The 17366-nt window shown below is 58.9% G+C and carries 15 protein-coding genes and 1 tRNA gene; 5 read left to right on the top strand and 11 right to left on the bottom strand.

The window, feature by feature from the left end; genetic code table 11:
- Positions 1-172 precede the first annotated feature (172 nt).
- From M9920_01635 to clpP, 3 genes are all read right to left on the bottom strand, one after another.
- The gene (locus tag M9920_01635) at positions 173-922 is read right to left on the bottom strand and encodes a hypothetical protein (GenBank protein ID MCO5050988.1); all 750 of its coding nucleotides are present in this window, start codon (positions 920-922) and stop codon (positions 173-175) included.
- A 134-nt stretch (positions 923-1056) separates the two neighbouring features.
- Complete coding sequence (clpX, locus tag M9920_01630) at positions 1057-2355, bottom strand: ATP-dependent Clp protease ATP-binding subunit ClpX (protein ID MCO5050987.1); 1299 nt, start codon at positions 2353-2355, stop codon at positions 1057-1059.
- A 13-nt stretch (positions 2356-2368) separates the two neighbouring features.
- Positions 2369-3001 (bottom strand): ATP-dependent Clp endopeptidase proteolytic subunit ClpP, encoded by a 633-nt coding sequence (gene clpP / locus M9920_01625; GenBank protein ID MCO5050986.1) that lies wholly within the window; start codon positions 2999-3001, stop codon positions 2369-2371.
- A gap of 164 nt (positions 3002-3165) precedes the next feature.
- Between clpP and M9920_01620 the strand changes: the two genes are divergently transcribed.
- Complete coding sequence (locus M9920_01620) at positions 3166-4704, top strand: MFS transporter (protein ID MCO5050985.1); 1539 nt, start codon at positions 3166-3168, stop codon at positions 4702-4704.
- A 17-nt stretch (positions 4705-4721) separates the two neighbouring features.
- Here the strand turns inward: M9920_01620 and M9920_01615 are convergent, their stop codons facing one another.
- From M9920_01615 to M9920_01605, 3 genes are read right to left on the bottom strand one after another with little or no spacing between them, the layout of a single operon-like run.
- Positions 4722-5210: a methylated-DNA--[protein]-cysteine S-methyltransferase gene (locus tag M9920_01615; protein ID MCO5050984.1), complete on the bottom strand. Its 489-nt coding sequence runs from the start codon at positions 5208-5210 to the stop codon at positions 4722-4724.
- 21 nt (positions 5211-5231) lie between these two features.
- Positions 5232-5768: a hypothetical protein gene (locus M9920_01610; protein ID MCO5050983.1), complete on the bottom strand. Its 537-nt coding sequence runs from the start codon at positions 5766-5768 to the stop codon at positions 5232-5234.
- A 29-nt stretch (positions 5769-5797) separates the two neighbouring features.
- Positions 5798-6469, bottom strand: coding sequence for a hypothetical protein (locus M9920_01605; GenBank protein MCO5050982.1), 672 nt, complete (start codon positions 6467-6469; stop codon positions 5798-5800).
- Between the two features lie 139 nt (positions 6470-6608).
- Between M9920_01605 and M9920_01600 the strand changes: the two genes are divergently transcribed.
- The 3 genes from M9920_01600 (at position 6609) to M9920_01590 (ending at position 9973) form a co-directional block, all read left to right on the top strand.
- Positions 6609-6684 (top strand) — tRNA-Arg (locus M9920_01600).
- Positions 6685-6792: 108 nt separating this feature from the next.
- Positions 6793-8976, top strand: coding sequence for a hypothetical protein (locus M9920_01595; GenBank protein ID MCO5050981.1), 2184 nt, complete (start codon positions 6793-6795; stop codon positions 8974-8976).
- A 19-nt stretch (positions 8977-8995) separates the two neighbouring features.
- Positions 8996-9973, top strand: coding sequence for a hypothetical protein (locus tag M9920_01590; protein ID MCO5050980.1), 978 nt, complete (start codon positions 8996-8998; stop codon positions 9971-9973).
- On the opposite strand, the gene M9920_01585 is transcribed toward M9920_01590, so the two are convergent.
- The 5 genes from M9920_01585 to M9920_01565 form a co-directional block, all read right to left on the bottom strand.
- Positions 9974-11614 carry a TolC family protein gene (locus M9920_01585; GenBank protein ID MCO5050979.1) on the bottom strand — a complete coding sequence of 547 codons (1641 nt, stop codon included), beginning with the start codon at positions 11612-11614 and terminating at the stop codon, positions 9974-9976.
- A 34-nt stretch (positions 11615-11648) separates the two neighbouring features.
- Positions 11649-12674 (bottom strand): L-threonylcarbamoyladenylate synthase, encoded by a 1026-nt coding sequence (locus M9920_01580; GenBank protein MCO5050978.1) that lies wholly within the window; start codon positions 12672-12674, stop codon positions 11649-11651.
- A complete protein-coding gene (locus M9920_01575; protein ID MCO5050977.1) occupies positions 12671-13933 on the bottom strand; it encodes an ABC transporter permease in 1263 nt (420 codons plus the stop codon). Before M9920_01575 ends, M9920_01580 begins: the two co-directional genes overlap by 4 nt.
- A gap of 62 nt (positions 13934-13995) precedes the next feature.
- Positions 13996-14754, bottom strand: a complete 759-nt coding sequence (locus M9920_01570) for an ABC transporter ATP-binding protein (GenBank protein ID MCO5050976.1) — start codon at positions 14752-14754, stop codon at positions 13996-13998.
- Between the two features lie 4 nt (positions 14755-14758).
- Complete coding sequence (locus tag M9920_01565; protein MCO5050975.1) at positions 14759-16069, bottom strand: efflux RND transporter periplasmic adaptor subunit; 1311 nt, start codon at positions 16067-16069, stop codon at positions 14759-14761.
- Positions 16070-16217: 148 nt separating this feature from the next.
- On the opposite strand from M9920_01565, the gene trpD reads away from it, so the two are divergent.
- Positions 16218-17291: an anthranilate phosphoribosyltransferase gene (gene trpD / locus M9920_01560; GenBank protein MCO5050974.1), complete on the top strand. Its 1074-nt coding sequence runs from the start codon at positions 16218-16220 to the stop codon at positions 17289-17291.
- Positions 17292-17366 lie beyond the last annotated feature (75 nt).

The raw sequence follows: 17366 nt of genomic DNA, 5'->3' as shown, positions 1-17366 counted from the left end.
CGTAATTCACGACTTCAAATCATCGGGCGAAAAAAAGCGCAACCCTTGCGCCCCGCGAAAGAAATCCTTTGCATGACAAAATTGTAAAAGAATCGGAATCCGAGGCAAGGAACGCCTTTCGATCCGAGGGCAACGGCAGCCGCAACGTCAATCCGGCGTCGTGCGCCAACTTTTATTGGGCACTCGGCTGTTCGCGCACAAAGAAGAGCGGCACCGAATCCACACTGAGTTGAATCATGAAGGAGTTGGTATTCCCCGGTCGCAACGTGAACGCCACGCTTTGGCGGCGATAATCGTCGAAATAATAACTGCCACGATAGACTTCGTCGCGTTCGCCGCGTAAAAGATCGAGCTTTTTGTCGCCGGGTTTCCAACTCGCATTGCTGGAATCCAACAGAAATGCGACGAAATCCCGTCCTGGTTTGCTCCGGTTTTCGACAATCCCAATCCGCGTTTGCGCCGGGTCCTGAATGTGCCAGATGCCTTCGATCGGATCAAAATCCCGATCCGCCTGCAGATACAATTTCATCTCCGCCTCATCCATCGGGATGGATTCCCACGGTTGCGTGAAGCGGATCAGATTTGCCTCCACGCGATGCTTGGCGTGCAGAAAGTCCGGTTGTTGGATCGAAGTGATTTTGACCGCGTCCGCCCCGACGCGCCGCGCCTTTTTGCGCATGGTGTTCAACTCATTTTCGAATGAACCGCCGAACACCGTGAACAGAGTTTCACCGACGTACATCGAACCCACCGTCTCGTAAGCTCGCGGCACGGGCAGTTCCTCCGGGTACACGTAAATCGGATAATCTGCCGGCTTCGGCTGACTCGTTGCGCCTTGCGGCGAGTAATCCGAAACCGTCCCGCAACCGGTCAGCAACCCGATCAACACCAGTCCACTTCCGCAATGTCTCAAACGCGTCACGCAAAACAGGTTCGGCAATTTCCGCTGATCGTCGAGTTAAAAGCACGGAGAGCATGAGGCGCGTGGTTCGCGCAAAGTCCAGTTGGTGTTTCAAGAGTGCGACCGTCTGGCCGCAGCGGTGCGGGGTCGCCACTTCAGGCGGCGGCCTGGCTTTCTTTCCGGCGGATGATGGGTTTGCTTTCGCCAAGCACGGCTGGACGGGTGATCTTGATGTGAAAAATATCCGGATTGCCCGGGACTTCGTACATCACCTCGAGCATGATCTTTTCGATCAACCCGCGCAGGGCGCGCGCGCCCGTGCCTTTTTTGTGCGCTTGCGCGGCCAGCTCCGCTTTGGCGTCGGCGGTAAATTCGAGCTTAACGCCGTCCATGGCGAGGAGTTTGGCGTATTGCTTGGTTAACGCATTGCGCGGTTCGGTGAGGATGGTGACGAGTTGTTCTTCAGTCAGTTCGGCCAGCGTCGTGGTCACGGGCAACCGCCCCACAAATTCGGGAATGAAGCCGTATTGCAGCAAGTCTTCTGGTTCCACTTGCGTCAGAATTTCGTCGCGGCCCACCGCCGCCATTTTTTGGGATTGGGGCACGGCGGCGAAACCCATGGTGTGGCGTCCGAGCCGGCGTTGGATGATTTTTTCCAGACCGATGAACGCGCCGCCGCAAATGAACAGCACGTTGCTGGTGTTGACGCGAATGTATTCCTGCTGCGGATGTTTGCGACCGCCCTGCGGCGGCACGTTGCAGATCGTGCCTTCCAGGATTTTCAGCAACGCCTGCTGCACGCCCTCGCCGCTGACGTCGCGGGTGATGGAGGGGCCTTCGCTCTTGCGGGTGATCTTGTCAATCTCGTCAATATAGACGATGCCGCGCTGGGCGCGTTTCACGTCGTAGTCGGCGCTTTGCAACAATCGGAGAATGATGTTTTCCACGTCTTCGCCCACGTAACCCGCTTCGGTCAGCGTGGTGGCGTCGGCAATGGCAAAGGGAACGTCCAGAATTTTTGCGAGGGTGCGGGCGAGCAAGGTTTTGCCTGACCCGGTCGGCCCAATCATGAGAATGTTGCTTTTCTCAATTTCCACGTCCGCCAGGGAACGCGAGGCGGATTCGGGGGCGTCATCACTGTTGCCCGCCGGGGTTGCCGTCGGGAGTTGAATCCGCTTGTAATGGTTGTGGACGGCTACCGCCAGAGTTTTCTTGGCTGCCTCCTGACCGATACAATGCAAATCCAGCCGGTGCTTGATTTCCGCCGGCTTGGGAACGGTGAAGTGCGGTTGTTTTTTTTGCTCCTGCAACTGCGTCTCCCGATCGAGGACGTTTTTGCAGAGGATGATGCAATTGTCGCAAATGTACACGCCCGGCCCGGCAATCAGCTTCTTCACTTCGGCGTGCGACTTGCCGCAGAAGCTGCACATGGTGAGATTGGTCGGTCGGGCCATAAATGATTGCGCCTTAATTTTTATCCGCGCCCGGAATTTCCTTGCGCGATTGCACCACATGATCCACGAGGCCGTAATTCCTGGCCTCTTCCGCGCTCATGAAATTGTCGCGGTCGCAGTCTTTTTCCACCTGCTCCGTCGGTTTGCCGGTGTGTTTGGCGAGGATGTTGTTGAGCGTGGTTTTCAGTTTGAGCATGTGCTTGACGCGGATTTCCACGTCGCTGGCCTGACCTTCCGCGCCGCCCAGCACTTGATGAATCATGATGTTGGAATTGGGCAGGGCGTAGCGTTTGCCCTTGGTGCCGGCCGCGAGCAACACCGCGCCCATGCTGGCGGCCTGACCCACGCAATACGTGTTCACGTCGCAGGTCATGTATTGCATGGTGTCGTAGATGGCCAGTCCCGCCGTGACGCTGCCGCCGGGTGAATTGATGTAGAGATGCACGTCCTTTTTGGGGTCGGCCATTTGCAGAAACAGCAACTGCGCAATCACGATGTTGGCCACTTGATCATCCACCGGCGTGCCGAGGAACAGGATGCGATCCACCAGCAAGCGCGAGTAAATATCCCAACTGCGCTCGCCGCGACCGGTTTGTTCGACGACGATGGGAACGAGAAAGTTTTTCGGATCCACTAAATCACTCATCAGTGACGGCAAACTACTGGAGGGGCGGGGGAGCGTCAAGCCACGCGGAAACCACCGGTCGCGCGAGGCGGAAACGCGGGAATGAAAGTTTGACCTGTTCCGGTGGAGTTCATTAGCATCCGCCGCAGCGTGGCCGGAGCCGCGGGAGCGCCGCCGAACATTTCATGGAAATCTATTTCGTACTACTCTGCCTGGCGGCCGTCATCGGACTCTACTTCTACAACAATCCGCTCGGGCACAGTAACTGGTTTTTGATGCGCCGATTCATCAACTGGTTTCCGCTCGGGATGACTTACGCGTTTCTGTACATGGGCCGCTACAACTTGCAGGTCTCCAAAAACGCGCTCGGCTCGCTGATGAGCAAGGAGGATTTCGGCATCATTTTTGGCGCGGGCACCTTTGTCTATGCGTTCTCGTTTTTGGTCAACGGTCCGTTGGTGGACAAGATCGGCGGCAAACGCGGCATCCTCATCGCGGCGGTGGGTTCGGCGGCGGCCAACATCGTTCTGGGAGTGCTCACGTATTTCGTGGTGATGGGCAAGCTGCAGATCAACCTCGTGCTGGCGTACGCCGTGGTTTACGCGGTCAACATGTATTTCCAAAGTTACGGCGCGGTTTCCATCATCAAGGTGAAAGCCTACTGGTTTCACGTGCGCGAACGCGGCGTATTTGGCGCGATCTTTGGCACGCTGATTTCGTTCGGCATTTATTTCGCGTTCGATTGGGGCGCCGCCATTGTGACGATGACCAAGGCGGGTTCGCTGGCATCAGCCGGGTGGTTTCACAAGACCTTGCGGCATATTTTCGCGGTGGACACCCGCGCGGTGGACGCGACGTGGGCGATCTTTTTTATTCCGGCGGTCATCATGCTGTTCTGGGCGCTCATGGATTGGTGGCTCATCAAAGACACGCCGGAGGAAGCGGGATTTCCCTACCTGGATACGCACGACGCTTCCTCGGGAGAAATGCACATCCAACTGACCACCGCGGATTTGTTGAAAAAGATTTTTGCCAGCAAACTGATGCTGGTGATCGCGGCCGTGGAGTTGACCTCGGGCGTGCTGCGCAACGGCATCATCCAGTGGTACACCATTTTTGCGCACGAGGTGCCGCAGGTGGGCGCAAAGTATTTTCAGGATAACTGGGGCTTTTTACTCTGCTTATTTGGTATTGCCGGCGGGTTCACGGGCGGATTGGTGTCGGACAAACTGTTTCAATCACGCCGCGGTCCGCCCGCCGCCTTGTTGGGTGCGGTGATGTTTCTGCTCACCAGTTTGATGGTGGTCTTTCTGTTCCGCTCGGCGGTGGCGGTGGCGTTGCTGGCACTGCTGATGTCCGCCGCAGTGATCGGCGTTCACTCACTGATGTCGGGCACGGCAGCGGCGGATTTTGGCGGTCGCAAGGCGACGGCCACCTGCTCGGGAATTGTGGACGGTTTTGTGTACCTGGGCAGCACGATCCAGTCGTTGGGCATTGGTTTTTTAACGCCAAAAGATCACACACTCAGCCAGGTGCCCGACGTTGTGTTCAGCTTCAGCGAACTGGCGGGACGGAGCTGGTATTGGTGGCCGGTGTTTCTCATTCCGTTCGCCCTCCTCGGCACTTTACTGGCGGGAATCATCTGGTACGAACTACCCGCTGCCACGCGCAAATACCTTGCACAGTTAAAACGAGATCCAAACTCGCCGAAGCCCAAGGAGTGACACCCCGTTGCGGCACTTCAGAAGAAGTGAACCTTTTCCGCCGCCAGTAATTTGCGCTTCCAATCCAAGCCACCGCCAAAGCCGCCCAATCGCTGGTGCGCCGCCAGCACGCGGTGGCAGGGAATCAGCAGTGGAATGGGATTGGCGCCGCAAGCACTGCCCACCGCCCGCACGGCTTTGGGGCGACCGATGGCGGATGCCACTTCACCGTAACTTTGTGTGTGCCCGAGTTTGATTTGCGAAAGGGCGCGCCAGACATCCTGTTGAAAGGCCGTACCGCTCGATAGATCAAATGGCGGCAAAGTGGAAGGTCGGCATCCGCTTAGAACCGCCTTTACGGCCGCGATGGTCTGCCGGTGCCAGGCGCGAATTTTAGGAGGCAAATCCGGGAGCACGGATGGTCGGGTTGTGCGCGCCTCGGGAAAACTTAATTGCGCCAGACCTGTTGCCGAGTAACCGGCGATAAATTCTCCGTCTTTTGTGGAAACCGACAGGCAATAATTCATGCGGCAAAAAGTGGCGACGGTTCAGCGATGATGCAGATACCACCAGACGGTGCCGAACAGCACCAGGAAAAGCACGGCGGCGAAGAAGATGAAGCGATTGCGCGCGACCCGGCGTTCCTTGCGCAAGGGGCGCAAGCCTTGCACGCCGCCCGCCGCGAGATAGTTCACCAGTTGCGGATTGCTGGTGTTGGGGCCGGTGAAGAAGCGGCGGATTTTCTGGATCACCGCCGGCAGGTCCAGTTTGCGCGTGCCGAACTCGTTGTAGTGTTCGGGCAGATTCGGCATTTCGTTTTCCGTGGTGATGCGTTCCTGGCTGATTTCCTCGAAGACGGGTTCCGAGCTGGGCGAGGTGGGCGACGGAGTTGTGGCGGTTGGAAGGGTGTGCCTGACGGTTGCGCCGTGCGGGACTGCGGTGGAACGCAGCCGGGGCGCGCCTTCCGGCGCGTGATGCAATTGCTCGTCGAGCTGCAGAATCTCCGCTTCCAAGGCGGCGATTTTGGCGTTCAACTCCTGCGCCCGGTCAGAAATCGGATCGGTTCTTTTTTTCCACCAACTCATGAGTCGCAACGGTTGGACCGCGTGGCTCGTTAATGTGTCCGCAACAAAAGGGCGACCAATACTCCCAGCGCGAGTAATGCAACCACCGCGACGGGCCAGGTAAAGGCGAGTCCCCATTTGCAGAGTTGCCCAAAACTCAACGTCGTCAAATCGGGTTTGCCGAGGCTCGAGCGGGTTGATGCCTCACTGGCGTCCGCCGCGTGTTCCCCGGAGAGAACGTCAAATTTCAAGCGCGCGCCATTCCATTCCATGCGCGCATTTTCCAACGTGGTCAACGCGCGGGTGAGTTCGACATGAAACTGCTCCTTGGACCAGCCTTCCTCGTTGATGTCGCGCACTTTGACCAGGGCGTCGCGCAGATCGGAAATGGTTTTTCCCATTTGCTCCGCGTCGCGCCGGGTGGCGAATTCCGCTTCCTCCAACAAGCCCAGGCCGCGCGTCAAATTTTGAATCAATTCCTGGCGTCCGGTTTGAAATTCGGTCTGGCGACGGCGCACTTCCTCGAGCGCGGCGCGTTCACGTTCCAGTTCTTCCTGGGCGCGTTTCAGGTCGGCCAGCTTGCGTTGGGCTTCGGCAACCCGCGAGTCCACCTCCTCGCGCGAAGGCGCGCGAGACTCGCCACTCATGACACTGCTGTTTGCGATCGGGTGGTGAGTGAAATCCGCATCAACAAATTCCGTGGCATCATATTCCGTCGGCATGGGGCGACTGTATGTCCGCCGGGAAAAAGTGTAAAGAAATGTATTGGTGCAAAACCGGTTTTTGCCGGGCCGTGGCGTTCGGGATCAAAGTTGAATTAGGCTGTGCGGAGCGATCGGGATTGCTATGATTTTGGCGAGTGGCCCCGTAGCTCAAATGGATAGAGCAGCGGTTTCCTAAACCGTTGATTCCAGTTCAATTCTGGACGGGGCTGCCAACGTTCGCATGAGCGAGTTGACGGCGAGTGTCTGCGGGCGGTGAATACACCTGGGGTGTGGTCGTCTATCCCTTGACAGATATGGAACTGTGCAACCAAGGTAAAGTTATGAAAAACCGCAATGGACTTCGGTATTTTCTGGTCGGCGCGAGCGCCGCGTTTCTGGTGCTGCCCGGCTGCACGCAACAGAGCGCCAGCGGGCCATCGCCTTATCACGTTACCAGTGAAACGGTTGTGCCCGCCGCGCCACCAATGACCGTGACGCCGGTGGTTGATCCAGCTCCGATTGCGGCTCCGGCAGTTGAGGTCGTCACGCCGGTTCCGCCTGCGGTGGCTTCGAGTGCCGCGCCGGCAACCACCGTTCCGCCTTTGATCATCAGCAATGCGCCCGCTCCAGTTGCCGTGATGCCCGAAAAATTGCGCGTCTCGAAGGCTTTGGGTGATGTGATTGAAATGGCTCAATCCGGGGTGGATGAAAATGTGATTCTGACCTACGTGACCAATTCTTCGGCGGCATTCCTTTTGGGTGCGGAGGAAATTATTTATTTGAAAGACCTGGGAGTTTCAAGCGAAGTCATTACCTCCATGATGAGCCGCGATCAGGCGTTGAAGACGGTGTGGGGAATCAACGAGCCGGAGGGGCTTGCCGGTGCTCCCGTGGAAGACCAGGAAGTAGTGGCTGCGGCGCCGACTTATGTGAATCCACCTCAACCCGCGTCCGAGCCGGCAGAAGTCACGGACGAGTATTTTGATGCTGCGCTGTCACCCTACGGCAACTGGGTGACAATTGACGGTTATGGTCGGGTGTGGCGACCGACAATTGGGGTGCGGAGTCCGGGTTGGCGGCCTTATTCCGATGGCGGGCGCTGGGTTTACACTGATTACGGCTGGTATTGGATGTCGGATTATTCGTGGGGTTCCGTGGCGTTTCATTATGGGCGCTGGTTTAACGATCCGCGTTGGGGCTGGTGCTGGTGGCCCAACCGCGTGTGGGGACCCTCGTGGGTTTCCTGGCGGTATGACAATGACTATTGCGGCTGGGCGCCGTTGCCGCCGAATTCCATTTATACTCCAGGGGTGGGCTTCACCTACTTTGGCAGTTCGGTGGGCGCCAGTTTCGGTTTTCATCTGGGAGTCGGGTCATGGCTGTTCGTACCGTGGGCCCGGTTCTGTGATCCGCATCCCTATCGCTATCATTTGTCCAGTGCGCGTTCGGTGGCGATTTTCAATCAAACCACCATCGTCAACAATTACGGCAACGGCAATAACACCACCGTCATCAATCGAGGAATTTCTGTGGATCGTGTGCGGGAACGGTCGCGAGCGGAAGTTCGCACGGTCAGCCTGCGAACTGAGCCGGCGGGCCGGGGTGGAATCCGCAGCGATCGTTTCGAAAACGGTGGGCGTACGCTGGTGGCGGAGCGACCGGCACTTTCTCGAACGACAGGCGCGGCCAGCGTGGGTGCGGGCGCGCCGGAGGCTTCCAGATTGCGTTCACCTCGGGACGTATCGGAACACGGGACGGATTTGCGACGTGCGGAGCGTTCGGGAGTTGGAGCTAATTCTGCGGGGGGTAATTCCGTCGCACCCGTGCCGACTGAACGCAACCTTTCCATTCGTGGCAACGAATCCCGAACGGCCACCCAGCCGTCGAGAACCGCTCCCGGCGTTTCATCACCGGCAACGCCAGTGACCCGGCCGACGCCAGTGACCCGGCCGACGCCAGTGACCCGGCCGACGCCAATTTTTGACAAACCAGTCACGGTGGAGCGGCGAACGGCTCCGCCGCGCACGGTTGCGCCGGATTCGCGCAGTTCGCAACCAACCGTTATCGGCGGCACGCCACGCTCGACGGGCAGAGATTATTCGGTCTGGAGTACACCGGGAACTCGTCCGCAACCCAATGTGAACGAGCGTTCAACCACCGGAAATGGCAATCTCGGCCGCACGCCCACTCCGTCGCCCAATCTCAATTCTCCGTCGCAAAATCGTGGCACGTTGAATCGTCAACCTCGGGAGACCCTGGCCGAACGTTGGCAACCGAGAAACGACGCGGCACGCTCCCGTTACGAACCGAGCGGTGGGCGTCCGACTTATACCGCACCGAGTGTTTCGGAATCGCGCTCTTTCGCTCCCCGACCGGTCAGCCCTCCGACGACTTACACGCCACCGGCTCCGTCGCGGCCCACGTTTAATCCAGCGCCGGCCGCGCCGAGAGTGCAACCGGCGCCCGCCCGCCCCAGCGGCCAGCCAGCGAGTCCAGCAGGCCGGCCTTCAGGGCGCAGCCGGTAAGCGGCGGCTAAACTATTTCATGAAAAGGATTGCGGTAATTACCGTGGCGGCGGTCACAATTTTGATCAGCGCACCGCCCAGCCAGGCGGCTGTAACCAATCTCTATTCCACTGGTTTCGAGGCTGTGGAGGGCTATTCGACAGATCAGGATTTAGCCGGACAAAATAATTGGCAATGGGAAGGTTCGGGCGGGAACGGAGTGATCGCCGACGGACTGCATGGACAGTCGGCGTACCTCGGCTTCAACCCACCTCAGCCGACCGATTCGAGCTTGGTGTTGTGGCAGCCCATCAATTTTGATCCGATGGCGGCGGGGTATCCGTTGGTGACGTTCCGCGTTCTGGTGAGCATCAGCGATTCGCCAAACGGCGAATACGATATTTTCCGCTGGAGCGTGTATAACCAGCAAGTCAATCGCCTGTTCTCCATTGATCTGGACAACTGGTATCTGGATGTGAGTTACCAACTGGATGGTACCAACAGTCCCGTTTTCACTGATATTCCGTTTGAAAATGACCGCGACTATCTGTTGACCGTGACCATGAATTTTGCGGCGAATCGTTGGAGCGCCACTTTCGACGACGCAGTCATTGCCACCAATCAGCCGATCACCACGACCAGCGCGCCGTTGACGCTGGGCGATATTGACGCCGTTTGGTTGTTCAACCAGATGGCTGTCACCAACGGGTTGGGACAAATCGAATACGTCAATACCCCGGGCGACAATTTCATGGTGTTCGATGATTATCAGCTTGCCGCCGCCACTCTTTCGCCGACGGCAGCGCAACTGCAAATGCTCGGCTACACAAAGGAGGGGTGGAGTTTGCTGCGCCTGCAGGGAGAAAGTGGCCACCGTTGGGCTATTGAAGCCACCACGGATTTCGCCACCTGGACCGCGCTCAACACCAATGTTGTTTCCGGCGGAACCTTTGATGTTGTGGACACCACTTCCAGCACGGAAGGCCGCCGGTTTTATCGGGCGCGCTACGTGCCGTGATCAGCGCAGTTTGAGTTCAACCGCGTGGCGTTCCAACGTGCTGCCTTCGAAACGGGCCAGCCGCGCCAGCGCAATGTTGTAATCCGCGAGCGAACGAATTTCCGCCGAGCGCGCGGCGGTCAATTTGCCTTGCAGATCCAAAACCACGAAACTGGTGCTCTTGCCTTTTTCAAGCTTCATCTCTTCGGCGCGTAACGCCTCCTCGGCGTAAGCGCGCGCTTGTTTGGTGGCGTCCACCCGTTCCAGGCTGGAGCGCGCCACGGCGATGGCGTTTTCAATTTCAATCATCGCGTTTTGTTCCAATTGCTTGAGCACCAATTCCAGTTGATCCTGCGTGGTGCGCGCGATTTTGTAATTGTTGCGGGCACCAATGTTGCCCAGCGGAATGGTCAGTTGCACCCCATAGGCGTAGTAATTGTTGTCCAGGTTGCGCACTTGTTTGAACGCCTGTCGCGTGTTGTTGGCGGAACCGGCATAGCCGATATCGCCCACCAAATCCAATTGCGGATAGCGCTGATTATCCGCGTAAGTCACCCGTCTTTCCTGCATTTTGAGATCAATCCGCGCTTGCTGCAAATCCGGGCGATCCGCCATGCCGCGCCGCCAGCTATCCTGCAAGTTCAGCGATTGTGGCACGGCGAGCAGCGTGGCCGTGGGATGGATTTCCGTGGTCAACCACTCTTCGTAATCGTCGCTGAGCAGACTCTTGAGCACGCGCTGCTGCGTGTTCCGGTTGGAACGCGCTTCGAGCAGGTCGGCCTGGCGCGAGGCGGCCTCGGACTCGGCCTGACGTTCATCCAAGGGCGCGAGCGCGCCGACTTCCACGCGCCGCCGGTTCTCAGCGACCAAACGCTGCGCCAACTCCAGAGCCTTCTCCTGCACCTTCACGGTTTCCTCGGAGTAAATAAAATTGTAATACGCCTCCTCGACCGCCGTGATGGTCTGGATGATTTGATTGCGCAATTGCACTTCTGAGCGTTGGAGATTTTTCCGATTTAGAAAAATCTGCAAGCGCGTTCCGTCCACCCAAAAATCCTTCAGCAACGGCTGACGCAGTTCAAAAAAACCGACGTTGGCCGAGGCGTTCTCGAACGGATTACGCGTGGGCAGGGTGCCGTAATTCGTGCCGTAAAGGTAACCCGAAGGCAATCCGGTGTTGAGATCGTAGATGGTGTTGGTGGTGATGAAGGAGTTGCTGGGATCAATCACCGCGCCCGGCGAATTACCCGAGCGATCACTGACCGCCGCGCCAAACGTGTATCGCGTGCCCCACGGGAGCAATCCGCCGATCGAGCCGTTAAAGCTGTCCACCTCGCTCTCCGTGCCCGAGTACACGCGGCTTTGATCGTCCAACCCTCCGGGCGACAACTCGTAATTATGTCGGCCACTCAAGGAGAACGCAGGGTCGTAACCCGCATAAGCGCTTTTCAGGGAGAAGCCCGCAATCTCCGGGTCCATCCGGCTGATCTGCACGTCGAGATTGTGTTCCAGCGCGATCTGGATGCAGTCGTCGAGCGACAGCGCTCGGTGTTTTGTTTCCAGCCGTTTCTCCATGGTGGTGCGCACTTGTTGTTCGACGTCAGCGGCGGTCACGGTCGTCAGCGTCAGAACCAACAAGCCAGCCAAGGTTAATTTTCTCATGGTCAATTCAGTGTGAGTGAGTTGGGTCATTCCGTCAATCTGCGGCGGCACGATTCAGACGATCCGCAATGCCGCGCCATTCAGGTCCATCGGGTAAAGCTTCGATAATAATCGCCGCCACTCCCGCGTCGTCACTGCGATGCAACTCCGCGTAAATGGCGCGCGCAAACGCTGCCGCATCCAAGGGAATCACGCTGACTCCGGCCAGTCCGGCATCGGCAGGGATGCGGGTGTGCGCGACGATCTGGATTTGATTTCGCGCAAATGGCAGCGCACTGAGTTGTTGCCGCAGATCGGCCGGGTTGCGCCAGGAACGCACGAGCAAGGTGGCTTTGGGCGCGTAATGTTTGCGTAATTGTCCCGGACTGCGCAGCGCGCCAGCTTCCGGCTTCGCGCCGGAGGTCGTGGTGGCGGTCATCTGGGTTGGCGGCAACGCGTCCCGCAAGGTTGCGTCAGAGATCATGCCGGGGCGCAAGACCCGAAACGGAGACGTGGTTAAATCAATCACGGTGCTTTCAATTCCCACTTCGGCGGCTCCACCATCCACGAGGAGCGGGATTTGCCCGTCGAATTGTTTGCGGACGTGTTCCGCCGTGGTTGGAGAAATGCAATTGGAAAGATTGGCGCTCGGAGCCGCGAGCGGAAAGTTGCAGGCGCTGATGACTGCCTGCATCAACGGGTGACTGGGCCAGCGCACGCCCACGGTGGGGCCGCCGGCGGTGACGATGTCGGGAATCCGCGCGGCGCGCGGCAGCACAAGCGTCAGCGGACCGGGCCAGAACTGTCGCGCCAGTTGGGCGGCGCAATCCGGCCACTCGGCGACGCACTGTTGCGCCAGTTCCAGGCTGGCGACATGCACGATGATTGGGTTGCGCGGCGGACGATTTTTCAACTGATAGATTTTTTTCACCGCCGTGGCATCGAAGGCGTTGGCAGCCAGGCCGTACACCGTTTCCGTGGGCAGCGCCACCACGGCGCCGCCACGAAGCAATTCGGCGGCGCGCTGAACCGCCGCGTCGAACAAGGCCAGGGTGTGAGTCGGAAGCAGCTCTGTCCTCATTCGTACCGCAGTGCCTCAATGGGATCAAGTTTCGCCGCTTTCCAGGCTGGATAGAAGCCGCTGACCACGCCGACCACCGCACTCGAGATGAACGCAATGACCACGGTGGCGATGGGCGTGTAGGTTGGCCAACTGGAAACGGTGGCCAAGGCTTCGCTGGAAATTTTTAATTGCGCGAACAACTCGGCCAGGAAGCGCACCAACTGCGGCGCTCCCAGCCCCAGCGAAATTCCAAGCAATCCGCCCACGGAACTGAGCACGATGGCTTCCGTCAAAAATTGCGTGAGGATATCGCGTCCGTGCGCGCCCACCGCCATGCGGATGCCGATTTCGCGCGTTCGTTCGGTGACGCTGACCAGCATGATGTTCATGATGCCGATCCCGCCCACGATCAGCGACACGCTGGCAATCGCCCCGAGAAGCACGGACATGGTCTTGGACGTGGACGTGGCCATTTCCGCCAGTTCCAACTGCGTGCGCACGGTGAAATCAGGCTCGCGATTTTTGCGCCGCTCGGCCAGCAGGTTGGTGATGTCGTCCTGCACCCGCGTGATACTGGCGGTCGTCGCGGCTTGCACCAGGATGGAATTGACAAACGTCCGTTTGGAAATGCGGCGCATGTGACTGCTGTACGGAACAATCACGACGTCGTCCTGGTCCTGGCCGAACAAATTAAATCCTTTGGCTTCCAGCACGCCGACGATTTTGAAGGGGATGTCGCGGATGCGAATGGTTTCGCCTACCGGATTTTCGCCGGGAAACAGTTGGTCCACGATGGTTTTGCCGATCACCGCCACCTTGCCAAGCGCGCGCACGTCCTGATCCGTGAACATGGCGCCATCCTGGATTTTCCAACTGCGAATCTGCGGATAATCCGGCCCTTCACCCAGGACTTGCGTATTCCAATTCTGTCCGTTGGCCAGCACCTGACTGCGGTCGCGCACTTCGGGACTGACGCCCGCCACGTTGGCGATGTGGTTGCGAATCGTCTCGGCGTCTTCCACGGTCAAGGTCGGCGCGCCACCCCAACCGCCGCGTACGCCGCCGGTCGTGAAATTTCCCGAAAAGACCGTCACCACATTCTGGCCGAGGCTGGCCACGCGGTCTTCCACTTGTTTGGTCGCGCCGGTGGTGATGCTGACGGCGGCAATGACTGAACCCACCCCGATGATGATGCCGAGCATGGTCAACACCGTGCGCAGTTTGTTGCGGCGCAGCGCGCGCAAGGCGAGCCGGAAAGTGGCCAGGATGCGCGTCATGGCTGCGGACCGGGGTTCGGAGGTGACTGGTGGCGGTGGCGTTTCATGGAAGCGTTCGGGGATTAATCCAACTGCACGGCTTGTTGTTCTGTTTTTAGCCGGGCCAATTCTTCGGTGGCGATCAACCGGTTGGTCACCGGAGTATCGCTCACGATCAGCCCGTCGCGCAGCACCACCGTGCGTTTGGTGTATTGCGCGATATCCAGTTCGTGGGTCACCATCAAAATGGTGATGCCTTGCGCGTTCAAGTTCTGAAAGATGCCCATGATCTCGATGCTGGTTTGCGTGTCGAGATTTCCGGTTGGCTCATCCGCCAGCAACAAAGCCGGGCGATTGATGAGGGATCGCGCGATGGCGACCCGCTGTTGCTGGCCACCGGACAACTGGCTCGGATGATGGTCCGCCCGTTCCGCCAGGCCAACGATTCCCAGCGCGTGCATGGCGCGTTCGCGCCGCTCGCGATTGGAAATCCTGCCGTGCTGATATAACATGGGCAGCTCCACGTTTTCCACGGCCGCCGTACGCGCCAACAGATTGAAACCCTGAAACACGAAGCCGAGTTTTTGATTGCGAATGTCCGCCAATTCATCGCGATCCAGATGCGAGACATCCACACCATCCAATCTGTAACGCCCCGCCGTCGGGCGATCCAGACAGCCGAGCAGATTCATCAGCGTGGATTTGCCGGAGCCGCTCGCGCCCATGATGGCCACGAATTCGCCGGGATAGACGGACAAGTTGACGCCGCGCACGGCGCGCACTTCCACTTCGCCCGACTGATAAGTCTTTTGAACGTCCTCCAATTGAATGACGGGAGCCATGGCGTTACCGGCGCGGGAAACCGCGACCGCTGAAAGGATTGTTCACCGGATTGGCGGAAGTTGTGCCGGTCGTCATGCTGGAGACGAGCAATTCGCCATCGGATAATCCCTCCGTCACTTCCGTCCAGAATCCATCGCTGATGCCCAGCCGGACCGAGACCCGCTTGAGGTCGGCCTCGGTGGCTTTGTCCGGGCTGACTGTCAGCGTGTACATCGTGCGAGGCGGACGGGTGGCTTCATCGTGTGCAGAGTTGGCGCGGGGGTCGGTGCCGGCGGCGCCGCCGCGTCCTTCCGCGCCGCCAGTGCGCCCGCCCGAACGGCCCGCCGCCGGGCGCTGGGCCGCCGCATTACCCGCATTGCCGCCCGCGTTCAACGCGAGATTTTCCGGAGGACGAAACCGCAACGCGGCGTTGGGAACGGCAAGGACTTGTTTGCGTTGCGCGACGATGATGTCAACGTTCGCGGTCATGCCCGGTTTCAGTTTTAGATCGTCATTGTTGACGGCGATGATGGTGTCGTAAGTCACCACATTTTGAACCGTGATGGGGGAGTTGCGCACCTGCGTCACCGTGCCGCGGAATTTTCGATACGGAAACGCATCCACGCTGAATTCCACGTCCTGACCGGATTGCACGGCGCCAACGTCGGCTTCGGCCACCGACGCGTTGATCTGCATTTTGGTCAGGTCATTCGCAATTTGGAACAGCACGGGCGCGCTCAGACTTGCCGCCACCGTTTGCCCCACATCCACCTTGCGATCAATCACAATTCCGTCCACGGGCGCGTAAATGGTGCAACGACCCAAATCCACCTTGGCCCGCTCCAATGCCGCACGCTTGATTTTGACCTGTGCCTCAGCTTGATGCAGCGTGGCGACGCTTTGATCGAAGTCGGACGAGGAGATTAACTTGTCCTGGAACAAATCGCGGGCGCGCTTCGCGTTCACCTGCGCCAGTTCCAACGAGGCTTCCGTGTTGGCCAGATCGCCTTCCGCCGAACTCACGTTAGCCTGGTAAGTGGATGGGTCCAGTTGCGCGATGACCTGGTTGGATTTCACCTCGGAATTGAAATCCACATAGAGCGTTTGAATGATTCCGGAAATCTGGCTGCCCACCTCGACGTTGACCACCGGCTGCAACGCCCCCGTCGCGGTGACGGTTTGGATGATGTTGGTGCGCGCCGCCTTGACGACCGAAAATTCCGGTTTCGTCGTGCCCTTCTCCTTGAGTAACCACTTCACGGCCACCCCGCCACCGACCAGTAGCGCGAGGATGACCACCCACTTGAAAAGACCCGAGTTTTTACGCTTACCCATAATTCCAGATGCGCATTAGACGCAGAAAAAGTATGAATCGTCAAAATAACTTCTAAAAACATGAAAGGCCCGTTCCGCTCGTGACGGCAACGGACGCGAATGAACACTTTCCGCTTTGTTCATCGCGCCGCCTGTTTATGCTGGCGGCGTGCTCGACCAACTGACGCAACAATTGAATCGCGCGGAAGACTTGGAGGCTGCGCAGATCGCCGGGGCCTTGACGGAACTGATGACCGAAACGGTGGCGGTGGCGACCAAGGCGGAATTCCTGACCGCTCTGGCGCGCAAAGGGGAAACACTGGCGGAGATCGCCGCGTTTGCCACGGAACTGTTGAATCGCTCCGTGCCCGTGCCGCTGGATGCCGAAACCCGCGCCCGGGAAATTCTCGATGTGTGCGGCACGGGTGGCGACCACCTGGGCACGTTCAACATTTCCACCACGGTGGCCATTGTGTGCGCGGCGGCGGGAGTAACGGTCGCCAAACATGGCAATCGCGCGGTCACTTCGAAAACCGGCAGCGCCGACGTGCTCGAGTCACTCGGCATCCGCATTGATTTGTCTCCCACGGAAGCGGCGGCGGCGTTGCGCGATCACGGGTTCGCATTTCTCTTCGCGCCCCATTATCACCCGGACTTCAAACACATCATCCCCATCCGCAAGCTGTGCGCGGCCCAGGGACAACGCACGATCTTCAACTTTCTCGGACCGCTGTTGAATCCCGCGCGGCCCACGGCGCAACTGCTCGGCGTGCCCAAACCGGAACTTTGCGCGCCGCTGGCCCGCGCGTTGCAATTACTGGGATTGCGTCGGGCAATGGTGGTTTCGGGAGCCGTGCCCGATCCAACCGCACCAACGGACGACCCCGAATTTGGCGTGCGAAGTTTGGATGAAATTTCCACGTTGGGGTTGAGCACGGTGGCGGAATTTTACCAGGAACGCGCCTTCACCACGTCGCAACTGGACCCGGCGCAATTCCCGCTGCAACCCGTCGCGTTCACGGACTTGAGCGGTGGCGATCGGGACGCGAACGCGGAGATCATTCGCCAGATTCTGCGCGGTCAGGACCGTGGCCCGCGCGCCGACGCGGTGAAACTGAACGCTGGCGCGGCGTTGTTCGTGGCGGGGCGCGCGCGTTCGATCAGCGACGGTTGGGAGCTGACCGAAGCCCTCATCCATGACGGTCGCGCCTGGGCGAAGCTGGAACAACTGCGGAGTCAATAAACTATTTTCCGCGCTTGCTTAAAAGCGCTTCAACGATTACGGATGAAGGCCACGACGACGATTTAACTTCCAGTT

It is taken from the genome of Verrucomicrobiia bacterium (assembly GCA_023953615.1).
GTDB lineage: Bacteria > Verrucomicrobiota > Verrucomicrobiia > Limisphaerales > JADLHS01 > JADLHS01.
Note: the sequence above shows the minus strand (reverse complement) of the source record. Positions and strands in the feature narration are given on the sequence as shown.